Origin of the sequence: Anabaena sp. AL09, assembly GCF_001672255.1 — a bacterium.
In the GTDB taxonomy this organism is placed as follows: Bacteria; Cyanobacteriota; Cyanobacteriia; order Cyanobacteriales; family Nostocaceae; genus Dolichospermum; species Dolichospermum lemmermannii.
This window is the reverse complement of sequence record NZ_LJOQ01000035.1, coordinates 1-16045: the sequence shown is the minus strand read 5'-3', so window position 1 is coordinate 16045 and position 16045 is coordinate 1. Positions and strand designations below refer to the sequence as shown.

The following is a 16045-nucleotide window of genomic DNA, read 5'->3' as shown; positions in this document are numbered from 1 at the left end:
ATTGATAACTGTCCTATCTACCATTGAGGCTTGTCGTCCAAAATCAAAACCCGCTAAAATTGGCAACTTGACAACAGCAGCCAGTGTGGGAAAATCAGACAATTTGTAGACCATAGACAACCGTTACCAACTCGGAAGCGGCTAATTTGTCTTGTTTAACGACTTAATGGGGAAACTTTTGCCCATTTCCTCAGCCACCAATCATCAATTCCCAATCCCAACCATAAGTAGAAGTTGTCTTGTGGAGTCTCATGGTGAAAACCATCCAAGGATATACTAGACTCATGAATTGGCAAATGTATTGAACTTCAATCGGTCATCATCTCAGCAGAGATTATTACTAAAGCTGAAGACAAAAGATGAAAATTAGAATAACTGATTTCATCCTTCACAGTTCATCAGCACGTTGACTTAAAGAGCAGCAAACATGAATCCAGGAATTGACCTCCAAGGAACTTTTATTCAATCTGTCAAGGACTTAGGCGTACCCCCAGGAGCGGCCAAAGCCCTATGGATGCCATTACCAATGGTATTGATGCTGATTGGGGCTACAGTAGGTGTCCTAGTGGCCACATGGCTAGAACGGAAAATTTCTGCGGCAGCACAGCAACGGATTGGTCCTGAATACCAAGGACCATTTGGATTGTTAGTGCCGGTGGCAGATGGTCTGAAGCTGGTATTTAAAGAAGATATCATCCCCGCTAAAGCAGATCCTTGGCTATTTACCATTGGTCCAATTATTGTCGTTTTACCAGTATTTCTGTCCTATTTAATTGTGCCATTTGGACAGAATATTATCATTGCTAACGTCGGCATGGGCGTATTCTTGTGGATTGCATTATCGAGTATTCAGCCCATTGGCTTATTAATGGCGGGTTATGCCTCCAATAATAAATATGCCTTGTTGGGAGGTTTACGGGCAGCAGCGCAGTCCATCAGTTATGAAATTCCCTTAGCATTGAGTGTACTAGCGATCGCTATGATGTCCAACAGTCTCAGCACCGTTGACATCGTGAATCAGCAATCTAACTTTGGCATTTTGGGCTGGAACATTTGGCGACAACCATTAGGTTTCGTGATCTTTTGGATAGCCGCCCTAGCAGAATGCGAGCGCTTACCCTTTGACTTACCAGAAGCAGAAGAAGAACTAGTTGCAGGGTATCAAACCGAATATTCAGGCATGAAATTCGCCCTCTTCTACCTCAGTTCCTACATTAACCTGGTACTTTCTGCCTTACTAGTAGCAATTTTGTACCTTGGTGGTTGGCATTGTCCTATACCCCTGGAGATGATCACTGGTTGGTTAGGAGTCAGCGAAAGTGACCCAGCAATTCAGGTAGTCACAGCGGTTATAGGCATTACCATGACCGTAATCAAAGCCTACTTACTAGTATTTTTCGCCATCCTCATTCGTTGGACAGTACCACGGGTACGGATTGACCAATTGCTAGACCTAGGATGGAAATTTCTCTTACCAATAGGCTTGGTAAATCTCCTATTAACCGCAGCCTTCAAACTAGCCTTTCCCTTCGCCTTCGGTGGGTAAGGCAATTTTAGATTTTAGATTTTGGATTGAATCTGAAATCTAAAATCCAAAATCCAAAATCCAAAATTGTAAAGAGAGAGACACAAAAATGCTCAAATTCCTCAAACAAGTTGGTGATTACGCCAAAGAAGCAGTCCAAGCAGGTCGTTATATTGGTCAAGGATTATCTGTTACTTTTGACCACATGAGACGGCGACCTGTTACCGTTCAATATCCCTACGAAAAATTGATTCCTGGGGAAAGATTTCGCGGTCGCATTCACTATGAATTTGACAAGTGTATTGCTTGTGAAGTCTGTGTGCGTGTTTGTCCCATTAATCTCCCTGTAGTTGATTGGGAAATGGACAAAGGCACTAAAAAGAAAAAGCTCAAACACTACAGTATTGATTTTGGAGTTTGTATCTTCTGCGGTAACTGTGTGGAATATTGTCCCACCAACTGTTTATCCATGACAGAAGAATATGAACTAGCTACTTATGATCGCCATGAACTTAATTACGATAGCGTAGCCCTGGGACGTTTGCCCTATAAAGTTACAAACGATCCAATGGTGACACCATTACGAGAACTTGTTTACCTACCTAAAGGCGTAATGGACCCCCACGGAGTCCCCGCCGATGCCCCCCGTGCAGGTTCTCGTCCAGAAGACCTAGTAGAAAAATAATTGACAACTAACAACTAACAAATGACAAATGACAACTGACAACTAACAACTAACAAATGACAAATGACAACTAACAACTGACAACTAACAACTAACAACTAACTAAGGACAAAAACAGTGAATCTAGCCGAAGGAGTACAGTCTGTATCACTTGGCATTCTTGGTGTAATGATGATTGGGACAGCACTAGGTGTGGTGCTATTCTCTAACATTGTTTATTCCGCCTTTTTGCTGGGAGGTGTATTCATCAGCATGGCGGGAATATACCTATTGCTAAATGGTGATTTTGTCGCATCAGCACAAATCCTAATTTATGTTGGTGCAATTAACGTTTTAATTCTGTTTGCCATTATGTTGGTAAACAAAAGACAGGATTTTTCACCATTACCTAGTGCGGGATTACGGAAAGTATTTACAGCTTTAGTGAGTTTTGGACTATTTGCGCTTTTAAGTACAATGGTATTAGCTACGCCTTGGGCTTATACAACTAATCCCGTAGTTAGTCAAAATTCCATCATTGTCATTGGTGAGCATTTCTTCAGCGACTTTTTGCTACCCTTTGAATTAGCTTCCGTTCTGTTGCTAATAGCAATGGTAGGAGCAATTATTTTGGCACGTCGGGAATATTTACCTGACCAAGTACCAACTTCTGACCTACAACAAACAATTTTAACCCTACCAGAACGCCCCAAAGAACTCATCGGCACTGGTAGAAGTTCTGACAACTGACAACCGTACGGGCGAAGCATTTGGAAGATAAATTATCGGTAGTTGCGAAAAATGCTTCTCCAAATGCTTCGCCCCTACCAACTAACAACTGACAACTGACAATCATGCAACTCCAATACTTTTTATTACTAGCCGCAGCTTTGTTTTGCATTGGGATTTATGGTTTAATTACCAGTCGCAACGCAGTGCGGGTACTGATGTCAATTGAGTTATTGCTGAATGCCGTTAATCTAAATTTAATGGCATTTTCCAACTTCCTTGATTCAACCTTAATTAAAGGTCAAGTTTTCACAGTTTTTGTGATTACAGTCGCAGCCGCAGAAGCGGCAGTGGGTTTAGCGATTGTGCTGACGATTTATCGCAACCGCGATACCGTTGATATGGAGCAGTTTAATCTTCTGAAGTGGTAATAGTGCGTGCAACTCAAGCAGGTAATCATTGCTTATAAAGCACGAGATCCCCAGAGTAAAAGCTGGGCTGAACTTTGTGCTAAACAACTAGAAAATCGTCATTGCCAAGTATTGATGGGACCTAGTGGGCCAAAAGATAACCCCTATCCGGTTTTTTTGGCCTCTGCTAATCAACCAATTGATCTCGCTTTGGTACTTGGTGGTGATGGTACTGTTCTCACAAGTGCCAGACATTTAGCCCCAGCCGGCATCCCCATTCTCGGAGTGAATGTGGGAGGCCATTTGGGGTTTTTAACTGAGTCAGTAGATGAGTTTCAAGATCCAGAAATAGTTTGGGACAGGCTGTTAGAAGATCGTTATGCTATCCAACGGCGCATGATGTTACAAGCAGCGGTATATGAAGGGACTGGCTCAAATTTAGAACCAGTAACAGAAAGTTACTTGGCTTTAAATGAGTTTTGTGTCAAACCCGCTTCTGCTGACAGAATGATTACCTCAATTTTGGAAATGGAAATTGATGGTGAAATAGTAGATCAGTATGTGGGAGATGGGTTAATTATCTCTACTCCCACAGGTTCTACTGGTTATACTGTTTCTGCCAGTGGACCAATTATGCACGATGGGATGGAAGCAATTACCATCACTCCCATTTGTCCCATGAGTCTTTCTAGTCGTCCTCTGGTTTTACCCCCTGGTTCTGTGGTCAGTATTTGGCCTTTGGGCGATTATGATTTAAGTACCAAACTCTGGATGGATGGTGTGTTATCTACTTCCATTTGGCCAGGACATCGTGTTGATGTCCGAATGGCTGATTGTCGCGCTAAGTTTATTGTGTTACGGGCAAATAATTCATATTATCAAACACTGCGGGAGAAGTTACTTTGGGCTGGAACGAGAGTTCGCTACAACAATAATCACCGCAATTGATTTTTATGTTTATTTTCTAAATATTGTCCCGTTAAGTCCGTCATAGTAAATTCAACTTCGCCCCCAATTTTAAGATATTTGGGGGTTTTTAATATCTATTCTTACTGACAATTGAAAGTATGAACTATAGCAGGAGTCAGAATTTACCGAATCAGAATTCAGAAGTTAAAAGTAGTTGTCAACGAAGTTTCATCAACACCTAATAACTCTCTTTTGTAAGTTTTTGTAATTAGGTGTATTGATTCAATTTAATATGGTCTCGATTTTTAACTCTTTGCTTTTCACTAGATATACTCCAAGAATCACCATTCTAATCACCATAAACATAGACATAGCCAACCACAACATATGGTTATTGTGATAAAACCATGTTGATATAGCTAGAGGGATAAATCCCACCAAGGTACTGATTAAGAAAGTATTGCGGAGAACAACCCCTTCCGCTAGACCCGTAAAGTATCCCTCCAGAACTAAACAAATTGAGGCACATCCCAGAACCACTAATAACCAAGGAACATAGGTTTTAATTAGCTCTATGATTTCGCTGTGGTTGGTTAACAACCCAAATATGGTTTGTGGAAAAAGCACACAAAGACCAGCGCAGGTAAGTCCTATGGAAAGACTAGTTCCTATTGCTATTTGCAATAAAGGCAAATACTTATTAGTTGCCTGTTCACCTTTAAATGTTCCAGTTAAAGCAGTGGTAGAAATTCCTACACCATTAAAAATATCTATAGTCAGCAGTAACACCTGTAAAAGTAAGGCATTGCCAGCAAATATCATTGTATCCATTGTTGCGCTCAAACAGGAAAAAATGACGTAGGTGAATGCAATAGTTAAAGACCTCACAAATAGATTTCCATTCAACCGAGCAATGGATTTGAAACCTGACGATTCCAAAATTTGCTCCTTTAATGCTGCTACCTCTTTTAAAGGGACATCACGGAGTAAGAAAATTAACCCCGTCAACAACATTAAATATTGGCTGATTCCGGCAGACATTCCGGCTCCGGTACTTGCCCAATGCCACTGGTTAATATATAGGTAGTCTTGCAGTATATTAACCACATTGTAAACAATGGTCATTAGCAATACCCTACTACTTTTTTCCTGTCCAATAAACCAGCCAATTAGTACATAGTTGAGTAAAACTGCTGGTGCGCCCCAAATACGGGCATTAAAGTAGGCAAGACCAGCATCCTTGACCTCTGGAGAAGTAGTAAACAGTGCAAACCCCAAATTCCCTAAGGGTTCATGTATAACCAGAATGAGTATCCCCAAACCTAAAGCGATCGCGCTATTCCGTATTCCTACTAGTAACATAGCCTCTCGGTCATCTTCACCAACAGCTATTGCTGTCATGCCTGTAGTTACTAAACGTAAAAAACCTACACTAAAGTATATATAATCAAAAAGAATTGCACCCAGAGAAGCACCTGCAAAATAGCGGATATCTGTCAAATGACCTAGAAAAACTGTACTGGTAAAACCAGCTAACGGTATAATAGTACAAGATAAAATATTAGTAAGGGTAATTAGATAAAAGCGAGAGATAAATTGATATTTACCTGACAAGGGGAATAATAGCATCGTATAAAAAGCCCGAATGGAAGAGGTTGCTCTACAGAAAATTTCCTAAATAACCACAAATATGAAATTACATGATTACGATTCTTTGACTACAGCAGAATTTTGCAGTAAAATCCTATTTTAGCACCTTATTATTTACAGTATTTCCGTCTAAAATATCACATCTACAACGACAAGTCAATATTTCAAAAAGTATTTAACAGGTTTTAGGAGAATATAATAGAGCCTACTGCTCCTATAAGAGATACACTAACTACTAAAAGACCAAGACCTCTTCTCTATTGCATGATTGCCTTTTGTCTTGTTATAAGAGAACTCCATAAAAAGATGAACTGCTTGCAGCAGCGCTAGTTCCCTCCGGGACGCTCTCGCGTTCGCTATCCAATCTTGTGGGATGGGCATCTTGCCCATCCTAATATTATTAGCAGGCAAGATGCCTGCACCACAAGAAATTTTGGGGTATTTTTTTATTTGGAAGTCTCTAACGCCAAATTTTAACGCTAATCTACTTGTATAACTAAATTTGTATCTTATTACCAGATTTTTTGAGCAGTTAAGCTCATAATGAAAAAAAGATAATAACCAGATCCCCAACTTCTTTAACAAGTCGGGGATGTATCTTCTATCAAATATTTTACAAATCTATGTAGGAAAATAGATGAAAGTTTCTGATCGCTACAATAATTATCAACTCCATCTTTCTGATTTTCCCATTTTGCAAACTGATAAATATATCCTGCGTCTAGCTGCAAATCCTCAAGAACTAGAATCTATTTTTCAATTGCGATTTGAAGTATTTAATTTAGAACTTGGTTTAGGATTATCTAATTCTAATATTGCCCAAATGGATCAAGATAAGTTTGATCAAGTTTGTCATCATTTATTACTCATTGCTAAAAATACGGGTGAAACGATTGGTACTTATAGAATGCAAACTTATACAATGGCTGCTCAATATCTAGGATTTGATGCGGCTGATATATTTGATCTTCATGGTATTCCTGATGCTGTTCTTCAATCTTCTGTTGAGGTGGGACGTGCTTGTATAGCTAAGAAGTACCGCAATAGTCATACTCTATTATTACTGTGGAAAGGATTAGCTAATTATTTACTTTGGACTAAACAACAATATTTTTTTGGCTGTGCATCTTTACTTACACAATCTCATCGAGAAGCAGCTTGTACTGTTAATTATTTAAAACAAAATAATTTCATCCATCCTCATATTTTAGTATGTCCTCATGCAAAATACTTGATAGAAATTCCGCAAAGTTATCCAGAAAAGTCTAATATATCAATTCCTAATATTTTTCAGGCATATCTAAATATTGGGGCTAAAGTATGCAGTTTACCAGCTATTGATCAGCAATTTAAAACTATTGACTTTTTAGTTATTTCTAATATTGCTGATTTTACTAGATGGCATTATGATGGCATGAGATTGAAATAATGACACTGTTTTTTTCGGGCTACGCATCTTTTAAAAACATCTTTTTTTTGACTGAAGCTCTAAACTGATGAAAATGAGTGTTTCTTATCTGTTCCCTATTCCCTATTCCCTGTTCCCTTTTTTGTAATTCTTATGACTTTTTCCTTACCTAAATTTATATATACATAAAAAATGCAAAAAATCGTCTAATTAGATACAATTTATGAACATTAGAAGAAGTTTTGGAGAATAATATGGTCTTATTAAAAGGCTTTGAGATTGAGATGTACACTGGTACGCCTCAAGGTGATATTGTCGGACTATCGGATCAAATTACTACAAATTTAGATGGATTTATGCGTGAGCCGGATAGCCGGAATGTGGAGTATATAACTCAACCATCTATGAATTATGACAATTTATTGTGCGCTTTACTACGTCCTAGAAAAGAGTTGCGGAACTATCTCCAAAGCTTGGATAATTATACTTTGATCCCGGGTAGTACATTATCTTTGCAAGGAAGCGATCTCTTTTTGCGTTCTGACCCCACCAATCCCTATCATGATTACATTGAACAAACCTATGGCACAAAGGTAGTTACTGCCAGCGTCCATATCAATGTTGGTATCAGTGACCCAGAGGTATTAATGCGTGCCTGTCGGATCATGAGAATGGAAGCACCTCTATTCCTAGCTATGAGTGCCTCATCTCCTTTCCTAAATAGTAAAACTACTGGTTATCATTCCACCCGCTGGGGACTATTTCCCCAAACTCCCAATCATGTCCCCTTATTTGCTAGTCATGCGGATCATATTCAATGGGTAAATGAACAGTTAGCATCTGGGACAATGCAAAACGTCCGGCATTTGTGGGTATCAGTGCGTCCAAATGGCGATCGCCGTCCTTATGATTTAAATCGCTTAGAACTGCGAATTTGTGACTTGGTAACAGATCCCATTGCTTTGTTAGCAATGACAGCTTTATTAGAAGCGCGGTTAATCCAAATTATCAATAACCCAGCTATTGATCCTTTAACTCAAAGTCCGTTTTCTCCCGAAGAATTGATCACCTTAACCATGAAAAACGAAATGGCCGCTGCTACTGACAGTCTTGATGGAAGATTGCAGCGATGGCAAGATGGTAGGAGTATTCTTGCCAGAGATTGGATAGCAGAAATATATGATGAAGTTTGGAGTATTGCTAAAAAACAGGGCTTTAGTTGTTTCCTCACCCCCTTGCAAAAAATTCTCCGAGAAGGTAATGAAGCTCAACAATGGTTACAACTACACAAAATAGGCGTTGATATTCAGCGTGTAATTGCCCAAGCCATTATTTCTACCCAAGAACGGGAAACCGAACTAGAAAGTAAACTATGTTCATCTGTGCGGGAATAGACACTAGACAAGAGGGAATAGGCAAGAGGGAATAGGCAAACATACATATTCTCCTCACTCAGATTCTTATTTCCTCTCGCTGAAATGATTAAAAAAAATAATCAATGGAAAATACTTCGTAACATATTAAAAAAAACTATATATCGCCTCTACATTTTGGTAGATTTTTAGACAGCAAGAAATTTCCTAATATACAATTTAGATTTGCAAAAGATGCCCCAGATAGTTTTAGTGAACCCACAAATTCCTCCGAATACTGGCAATATTGCCCGGACTTGTGCCGCTACAGGCACGGAATTACATTTGGTCGGTCCTTTGGGATTTGAAATTAGCGATCGCTATCTGAAACGAGCCGGGTTAGATTATTGGCCTTACGTTAAATTCCATTATCATGACTCCATAGAAGTATTTCAAAGCGTACAAAAACAACGTGGGGGTAGATGCTTAGGTTTTAGTGTTCGTGGTGATTTTAACTACATTAATTTTGAATTTCAAGCGGATGATTGGCTGCTTTTTGGCAGTGAAACAGCAGGTTTACCAGCAGCTACTCTCTCAACTTGTGACTCTACCTTATATATTCCCATGTATGAACCTGGTGTTCGTAGCCTGAATCTATCAGTCAGTGTGGCCATAGGTTTATTTGAATGTCGTCGTCAGTTAGGCTATTTACAATAATTCATATTCACCAACAAAAATTTAGGATTAAGTGTGATAGAAACATATCTATCAGATCAATCACACCAAAACTTGCTATAATAATGTTGTATAACATACATAAGCAAAAGGTGAATAGTGATAAATACTGATAAGCTCCGCTAACATGACATAAGAAATTTGTATAGATATTTTCAGGGTGATCTAACCACCAAGGATAGAATTTAGTTAATTCTCAGATGATGACTCGAAACAGGAAAATTACCGAAAACCATTACTCTCAATGATTTGGATAACTTCGTATCCAGAAATACAACAAAATAATGCGAAAATTGCAGATGTTGTATACGGTTGTTTTTTAGGGAAGAATAAAAGTAAAGTGTCCTATTGATAAAACGGATTTAGTCAAAAAATCTTGAAACCGTCTACAGCGGGATCATTGCTATTGCAGAAGTTGTCCAAGCTCATGAACTAATAAAGACAATAGACCTAGCCAAGTTATGATATTTATTTAGTTCAGTGGTTTTGTAGCAAAATGAGTGGAGATAACTCTCAAGAGTGAGAATTTTTAGGTTGTGAGGAGTGACTTAGACAAGACAGCACCAAAAACTTGAGAGTTTAGTCAGGTGTAGAACTTGTTTAAATCAGAGAAGCACGTTAATCTTGCGTAAGTGTCTCTGGTGAATGTGATCTTGATATATGGTTTGATGTGAGATCAATCATGAATTAATATCCAACTTAAAAATCGAGATCAGTTAAACGCTAGTGATCATTAGGAGGTCGTCTTTGAAACGAGCATTGAAAAAAAGAGATAAGGCTGTGTTGAACAATACCCCCAGCGGCGATGATGCCCCGGTAGAGCAAACAAATTATGAGATCAATCCCAAAATGACCCGCCGGGCGGGGACTCATCGGGCAGCTATGATTGGCTTGGCAATATCAATGGGAGCAACCAGCCTTTTGGTGACTCGACAAAGCGATCAAGCCCAAGCAGCGGCTCCTGTTGGCAGTCAAAAAGCAGCTTCAACAATGCCAGTTGTTTCCGAGACTGAGATGAAATTTGCCACCTCCAAACTGGAGTCCCCAAGCATCTCACCAACAGGCGCGGTAGCAAATCCCGTTATATTAGAACCAACAGTGGTTTCACAAGTACCTGGGCTTGAAGCTAAATGGCAAATTGCCACCAAAAACATAGCCGTCGAAGGCACTGCATCCAATGTAATTTCCCCAGCCAATCCCGCTGATAGAAATTCTGTTCAACTAGGGCAGGAAGTGAGCTATCGTCCAGTTCAAGCGACATTACCAATAAATAACCAACTGCCTGAGACAGCGCCACAGTTGTCTAAAGTGGAAGCGGTAACTGGCAGTACCCAAAATTTGCCAGCAGGGGAGTTAGCCAGCGGTAATGTTAATGCTCAACTGAAAGCACAGCAAGAGTTTGCCCTGAATCGTTTACAGGAAAAATCAACTCGGTTAAGAAATAGTTTGGCAGATTTGCGGTCTGAACAAACCCAAGATTTATTAAAAACTGGGATTAAGGAAGCACAACCAACCACTGTAGCTAATAAATCCGTACCAGAACAATCGGAAAATTTGACTGATTCTCAACAATCCGAGCTTATTTCTCGGTTGAAACCGAATAAACAAACAAGTCCGACGATACAGGAAATACCCATACCTGCATCAGCCTCAACAAAAGTTGTCGCCCAATTGTCTCCCTCAACATATCAAGTTAAGCCTGGAGACACCTTAGCAGAAATTGCTAACAATTACGGTACTTCAGTTTCTGAGCTAGTTAGAGCTAATGATCTAAGTGATCCTAATCAACTGCAAATTAATCAAAGGTTAATTATTCCTCCGAACAAGATATTAGAAACCTCTGGCCGGGTAGATAATTCTTCTTTAAATAATCCTAGTTTTAACCCCAGATCATTTGTTTCTAACAATACCAGCGTTCCCGTTCCTGCACCAAGAGTAATAGAGCCGCTAGAACAGACGGAAACTCCTGGTGTGACTATCCCAGTCCCAGTGGTGACAGGTGAGCCAGAACGGAAAAATTATCCTAGTATCGCTAACCGGATTAATGTTCCTGCACCAATAGAGACAGACAGCCAAGGACAGACTGCTATTTCTATTGTTGTCCCACAGGCTTTACCTACACCCAGTGACTCTTATGGCTTAGGTGGTGATGCTCCATTACCAAGAACTTCTTACCAAAAGCATGGGTCACAAAAACCAGTGCAAAAGGTATCTAAAGCCAAAGGTAATGAACGTATCCGCAGCTTGCAAGCAGAAATTGAGAGATTGCGATATAAATACCGCGCTCAACAAGCTGGTGTGGCTGTTACAGGATCTGAAAATAATAGTCAGTCTGTACCTGTTGCTATTGAATCATCCAATAATTCGGTAGTGTCTCAAGCCAATGCCATCCAGATTGCTGTACCTCAAGCAATATTGCCAAGTTATAGTCATCAACCGCTCAAGACTCTAGTAACAGCATCTGCTCCCACCAATGAGCCGATTAACCCAGAATTCCTGCCCGGTAAAACTGGTGCGAGATGGAATTCTCCCCGCAATTCATCTGGTATTAAGTTGACAGTGCCTCCTGCTGGTGCTAATGCGTCTGACTCTTTAGGAAAATTGCGAGGAACTTCTGTTTCTCCAGCTTTACCACCTATAGCAGCAGTGGATATACACTTGCCTCAAACCACTGAAGACAATCCCAGTTTCCCTGCTAATTCTGCCGCTACAGGCTACATTTGGCCAGCTAAGGGAGTTCTGACCTCTGGCTATGGCTGGCGCTGGGGAAGAATGCACAGAGGGATTGATATTGCTAACTCAACAGGCACACCCATTTATGCTGCATCTGCTGGTACAGTCGAGAAGGCTGGCTGGAATAGCGGTGGTTACGGTAACGTTGTGGATATCCGCCATGAGGATGGTAGTTTAACTCGCTATGGACACAATAGCCGGATTTTGGTGCAACCTGGTCAACGAGTGCAACAAGGTCAGACAATTGCGGCTATGGGTAGCACTGGTTTTAGCACTGGTCCTCACAGTCATTTTGAAGTTCATCCATCTGGCAAGGGTGCTGTTAACCCTATCGCTTTCTTACCAAATCGGATTTAATTGCAGATAATCTGGAATTAAGTGATTCTCTGGTTAATGGAGGGAGGTAAACTCCCTCTTTTTATTCTTGGGGCAAAAATTTGGAAATTGATAGTTGTCAGATGCAAATTTCTATGCTATCTTAATATAAGTTGATAAAACAACGTGGCTCAGTAGCTCAGTTGGTTAGAGTACGGGACTCATAAGCCTGGGGTCGTCAGTTCAAATCTGACCTGAGCCATTTAATAAAGCTTACTATGTAAGAGTTTCAGCTCCTAGTCATCAATAGTTGTAGGGGGCTGATTTTGCTATTTAACACCCTTTTGACTATTTTTTGACTATGCTCTGCAAACCTAAAATAGTCAAGGATAGTCAGTGAAAATTGGAATTGAAACCCTTGAAGGTCGTCTTAGATTAAGATTTCCTAGAGCCTTGTTTGCTGGTAATCAGAAATACTTGTCTCTGAATCTAGCTGACACTGCTGAGAATAAACTGCTTGCAGAGATGAAAGCAAGGCAGATAGAGCTAGATATCATAGCTGGCTATTTTGACCCTACTCTGGCTAAATACAAGTCTCACTATCAGCCTACTAAGAAGGAAAAAATACACACTTTACTGGACTTATGGTGTGATTATGTTCAGTTTAAGAGTAATCAAGTGGAACAGTCTACTGTTATCAGGGATTACTCACTAATAGAGAAAAGAATTAAAGCACTACCTACTAGCGACATTAAAGATGCAATCCTCATTAGGAATCATTTACTCAGTAATTATTCTGCTGAAACAACCAAGCGTACTCTTAAACAACTTAATGCTTGCTGTAATTGGGCTACTACATCTAAGCTAATAGAAATCAATCCCTTCAAAGATTTAGCTAAAACTATTAAAACCAAGAGGAAAAATAATACTATTCTTACTTTTAGTCAAGAAGAGATAGCTATTATTATTGATTCTTTTGCTAGTAACAAGTATTGCCCTAAATACTCTCCCTTGGCACATTCTTACTACACTAACTATGTCAGGCTTTTATTTTGTACTGGGTGCAGACCTGAAGAAGCTGTAGCCTTGAAATGGAAACATATTAGTTCAACACATATCACATTTGCTGAAGCTGTACCTTCTGATGTCAGGATAAGGAAAGACACAAAAACTCACCAAATTAGATTGTTTCCTATCAATAGTCAACTGAGAGAACTTTTGAATGATATTGGGTATGAAGAAGCTGAGAAATTACTTTTCTATAATCGCAATGGTAGAGAGCTAAATACTCATAACTTTCTCAATAGAGTATGGAAACCAGTATTAACTAATTTAGTCAATGATAAGTTGATTAGATATTATTTACCTCAATATAATTGTCGTCACACTTTTATCACCCTATGCTTGGAGGCAGGTATTAGTGTTAAACAAGTTGCTGATATGGTGGGTAATTCTCCTGAAGTAATCTACAAGCATTATTCAGGAGTAATCAAACAACTTGAAGTTCCAGAAATATTTTACAAATAAATTATTACTGGCTTATACACTACTTCTTTTCTTTTTCTCCTTTGCTATTTCTTTTTTAATTTTCTTGCTTAGTTTATCAATTTCTGAATCAAACTTTTCTTTCATATCAGGTAAAGAATTAAGGATAGCTTCTAAAACTTCTACCTTTTGACCTTCTTGCTCCTCTGCAAATGCTTTTTGCATTGCAGTATTCCAAGCAGTTATCAAGTCTGGTAGGGTTGAAAATACTATGTTAATTTCATTTTTGATTGGTATTGGCATTGTTGAATACCTAAATAATAAAGGTTGATTATTTCCATTATAGAACTAAAAACTTAATTGGAATAACCTGACTTAAATAATTTAAAAAATCACCATGACTAACTCAATAGATATAACTCAGTTGATTTTAGAGAAACATCCTAATGCAGATAAATCAATTTTAAATAGGTTGAGATTATTAATTGAAAAGCATAACCTTAAATGGATTATCTTTGAAGAAGAAGTAACTTTTGTTATGAAACATATTTGTGAAGCTAAGGGGGTAGAATTAAATGACTTTGCCAAAAACTATGTTATTGGTAGGGAGTATTATCTTCATGGAAAGGTTACTAAATTAGAGGGGAAAAGTCTAAAAATCTTTAAAGATAGCTTTAATAAAAAGTATGGAAGATATTTTCATAAAGCTGGAATCTTATGGGTGGCTAATTATTTAGGAGCTTATATTTATCTGGATGATTGTTGCTTGGATAATCCTAAAATGTATTTTATAGAAATTGATATTGAGCGAGAGTACAGAGCTAGGTATGGTGGAAATAGGCAGCAGAAATTAAGAAAAGGTAGAGTTGATCTAGTTAGTGGAGATGAGATAATAGAATTTAAAAAAGATATTATAGACTGTAATGCGGTAGGACAATTACTAAGATACCTGAAGAGTTGTAATAAAATTAAAGGTAAATTAGTGGCTCTACAAATTCATTCAGATGCGTTAGGTTTAATAGCAACATTAAATAATTCAGGCTTTAATATTAGTTATGAAAAAGTTATTTTATATCTTGATAAAAGCAACTGAATAAAATATAAATCTTGTTTATACTGAAGAAGGAGAACCTGTTATATTTCACTATTTTGGTTGTGACAGCTACCACTTACAGTTGCCAGATGAAGGGTAGGTGGATAAATGAGAGGGGGTAATTTTCATATCACCCACTTTATTCTCTATATACATAATAGTTTACCAGTATAGGTAACAGATGTGTAAACTTAAGAAAGGAGATTTACCCTTAACTAACTTATGAAATCTTTAATTCAGTCTTGTCTACTTCTTAGTTTATTGTTAGTTGGCTGTAGTGAGGAGGCGATCGCCAAACCAGGAAAGCAAAAGATATGTAGCTATCCTATAGAAGAAGATTCTAATACTAACAAAGTATATGTTTACAAGAAGTTTGGTATTTCTATGGAGATGCCAGATAACCTAGCTTCTATGCTGCTTCAAGATGGCAGTATTGATATTATAGATAGAGGTACTTACAAGTTACTTCAATGCCCTGTTCATGAAAGGGTAGGAAGAGGTGCTCCTGGTACTAGAATTAGCTGGGCTGATGATACTGTTTACTTTAAATCTTTTAATATAAAAGAAAATGTTGACCTATATATTAGAAATGAAGGGGGAGACTATCCTACTTACTTAATTATCCTTAGATTGGTTAACAAGAAAGGTCAGCTTATAGATGTTAATATCTATGATGAAGGACTTATTACTGAAGATAGTGTGAAGGGATACATTAAAGAATATATTGAGTTGGGTAAGAAGATAGAGTTTCTTGATTAGTTACTGATTCACTGCGAAGTGTTAAATCCTCTAAATCCCTACCTGCAAAGGGGTCTAGAATTGGGGAAGGTGATTTAGGTCACTACAGTGCGATCGCTCCCTATTGAGAACTCTAATGATAAATAGTGAATTGATAAGTCAGCTAATCTAATAGTTGATTTATCGAGTCCTGGCTAAATGTCTTAATTAGGGGGTAGAAACAGCTTGATAATTTCTACCCATAACTATCCATATATTACTGTTTGTCCAAGTCTTCAATAAGTTGATCAACAAATTCC

The 16045-nt window shown here is 38.5% G+C and carries 14 protein-coding genes and 1 tRNA gene; 13 read left to right on the top strand and 2 right to left on the bottom strand.

All coding sequences use genetic code 11. The annotated features are described in order from the left end of the window. Positions 1 to 427 precede the first annotated feature (427 nt). The 5 genes from nuoH to AN490_RS05880 all read left to right on the top strand — a co-directional run bounded on the left by nuoH (position 428) and on the right by AN490_RS05880 (position 4276). Positions 428 to 1546: an NADH-quinone oxidoreductase subunit NuoH gene (gene nuoH, locus AN490_RS05900; RefSeq protein WP_015080283.1), complete on the top strand. Its 1119-nt coding sequence runs from the start codon at positions 428 to 430 to the stop codon at positions 1544 to 1546. An 88-nt stretch (positions 1547 to 1634) separates the two neighbouring features. Beyond that, positions 1635 to 2210 carry an NAD(P)H-quinone oxidoreductase subunit I gene (ndhI, locus tag AN490_RS05895; RefSeq protein ID WP_015080282.1) on the top strand — a complete coding sequence of 192 codons (576 nt, stop codon included), beginning with the start codon at positions 1635 to 1637 and terminating at the stop codon, positions 2208 to 2210. A 117-nt stretch (positions 2211 to 2327) separates the two neighbouring features. Beyond that, positions 2328 to 2939 (top strand): NADH-quinone oxidoreductase subunit J, encoded by a 612-nt coding sequence (locus AN490_RS05890; protein ID WP_015080281.1) that lies wholly within the window; start codon positions 2328 to 2330, stop codon positions 2937 to 2939. A 104-nt stretch (positions 2940 to 3043) separates the two neighbouring features. After that, the gene (gene nuoK, locus AN490_RS05885) at positions 3044 to 3349 is read left to right on the top strand and encodes an NADH-quinone oxidoreductase subunit NuoK (protein WP_015080280.1); all 306 of its coding nucleotides are present in this window, start codon (positions 3044 to 3046) and stop codon (positions 3347 to 3349) included. Positions 3350 to 3355: 6 nt separating this feature from the next. Then, on the top strand, positions 3356 to 4276 hold the full coding sequence (locus tag AN490_RS05880; RefSeq protein ID WP_015080279.1) for an NAD(+) kinase: 921 nt from the start codon (positions 3356 to 3358) through the stop codon (positions 4274 to 4276). Positions 4277 to 4519: 243 nt separating this feature from the next. On the opposite strand, the gene gntT is transcribed toward AN490_RS05880, so the two are convergent. After that, positions 4520 to 5866 (bottom strand): guanitoxin biosynthesis MATE family efflux transporter GntT, encoded by a 1347-nt coding sequence (gene gntT / locus AN490_RS05875; protein ID WP_300000829.1) that lies wholly within the window; start codon positions 5864 to 5866, stop codon positions 4520 to 4522. A 658-nt stretch (positions 5867 to 6524) separates the two neighbouring features. On the opposite strand from gntT, the gene AN490_RS05870 reads away from it, so the two are divergent. From AN490_RS05870 to AN490_RS05845, 6 genes are all read left to right on the top strand, one after another. Further along, entirely contained in the window at positions 6525 to 7316 is a 792-nt protein-coding gene (locus AN490_RS05870) for a GNAT family N-acyltransferase (RefSeq protein ID WP_300000827.1), read from the top strand. Between the two features lie 233 nt (positions 7317 to 7549). Beyond that, a complete protein-coding gene (gene gshA / locus AN490_RS05865) occupies positions 7550 to 8689 on the top strand; it encodes a glutamate--cysteine ligase (RefSeq protein WP_300000825.1) in 1140 nt (379 codons plus the stop codon). 213 nt (positions 8690 to 8902) lie between these two features. Further along, positions 8903 to 9364: a tRNA (cytidine(34)-2'-O)-methyltransferase gene (locus tag AN490_RS05860; protein ID WP_015080275.1), complete on the top strand. Its 462-nt coding sequence runs from the start codon at positions 8903 to 8905 to the stop codon at positions 9362 to 9364. A 765-nt stretch (positions 9365 to 10129) separates the two neighbouring features. Then, a complete protein-coding gene (locus AN490_RS05855) occupies positions 10130 to 12472 on the top strand; it encodes a peptidoglycan DD-metalloendopeptidase family protein (RefSeq protein ID WP_300000822.1) in 2343 nt (780 codons plus the stop codon). Positions 12473 to 12618: 146 nt separating this feature from the next. Continuing rightward, a tRNA-Met gene (locus tag AN490_RS05850) sits at positions 12619 to 12692 on the top strand. Positions 12693 to 12826: 134 nt separating this feature from the next. After that, the gene (locus AN490_RS05845; RefSeq protein ID WP_300000820.1) at positions 12827 to 13957 is read left to right on the top strand and encodes a tyrosine-type recombinase/integrase; all 1131 of its coding nucleotides are present in this window, start codon (positions 12827 to 12829) and stop codon (positions 13955 to 13957) included. Positions 13958 to 13969: 12 nt separating this feature from the next. Here the strand turns inward: AN490_RS05845 and AN490_RS05840 are convergent, their stop codons facing one another. Then, a complete protein-coding gene (locus tag AN490_RS05840; RefSeq protein WP_300000818.1) occupies positions 13970 to 14218 on the bottom strand; it encodes a hypothetical protein in 249 nt (82 codons plus the stop codon). A gap of 94 nt (positions 14219 to 14312) precedes the next feature. On the opposite strand from AN490_RS05840, the gene AN490_RS05835 reads away from it, so the two are divergent. Next, positions 14313 to 15008, top strand: a complete 696-nt coding sequence (locus AN490_RS05835; RefSeq protein ID WP_300000816.1) for a hypothetical protein — start codon at positions 14313 to 14315, stop codon at positions 15006 to 15008. 222 nt (positions 15009 to 15230) lie between these two features. Then, complete coding sequence (locus AN490_RS05830; protein ID WP_300000814.1) at positions 15231 to 15767, top strand: hypothetical protein; 537 nt, start codon at positions 15231 to 15233, stop codon at positions 15765 to 15767. Positions 15768 to 16045 lie beyond the last annotated feature (278 nt).

Bases quoted from the DNA above. Each gene is read 5' to 3' on its own strand.
- AN490_RS05870 (WP_300000827.1), top strand. From the start codon at position 6,525: ATGAAAGTTTCTGATCGCTACAATAATTATCAACTCCATCTTTCTGAT.
- gntT (WP_300000829.1), bottom strand. From the start codon at position 5,866: ATGCTATTATTCCCCTTGTCAGGTAAATATCAATTTATCTCTCGCTTT.
- AN490_RS05860 (WP_015080275.1), top strand. From the start codon at position 8,903: ATGCCCCAGATAGTTTTAGTGAACCCACAAATTCCTCCGAATACTGGC.
- AN490_RS05840 (WP_300000818.1), bottom strand. From the start codon at position 14,218: ATGCCAATACCAATCAAAAATGAAATTAACATAGTATTTTCAACCCTA.
- nuoK (WP_015080280.1), top strand. From the start codon at position 3,044: ATGCAACTCCAATACTTTTTATTACTAGCCGCAGCTTTGTTTTGCATT.
- gshA (WP_300000825.1), top strand. From the start codon at position 7,550: ATGGTCTTATTAAAAGGCTTTGAGATTGAGATGTACACTGGTACGCCT.
- ndhI (WP_015080282.1), top strand. From the start codon at position 1,635: ATGCTCAAATTCCTCAAACAAGTTGGTGATTACGCCAAAGAAGCAGTC.
- AN490_RS05830 (WP_300000814.1), top strand. From the start codon at position 15,231: ATGAAATCTTTAATTCAGTCTTGTCTACTTCTTAGTTTATTGTTAGTT.
- nuoH (WP_015080283.1), top strand. From the start codon at position 428: ATGAATCCAGGAATTGACCTCCAAGGAACTTTTATTCAATCTGTCAAG.
- AN490_RS05835 (WP_300000816.1), top strand. From the start codon at position 14,313: ATGACTAACTCAATAGATATAACTCAGTTGATTTTAGAGAAACATCCT.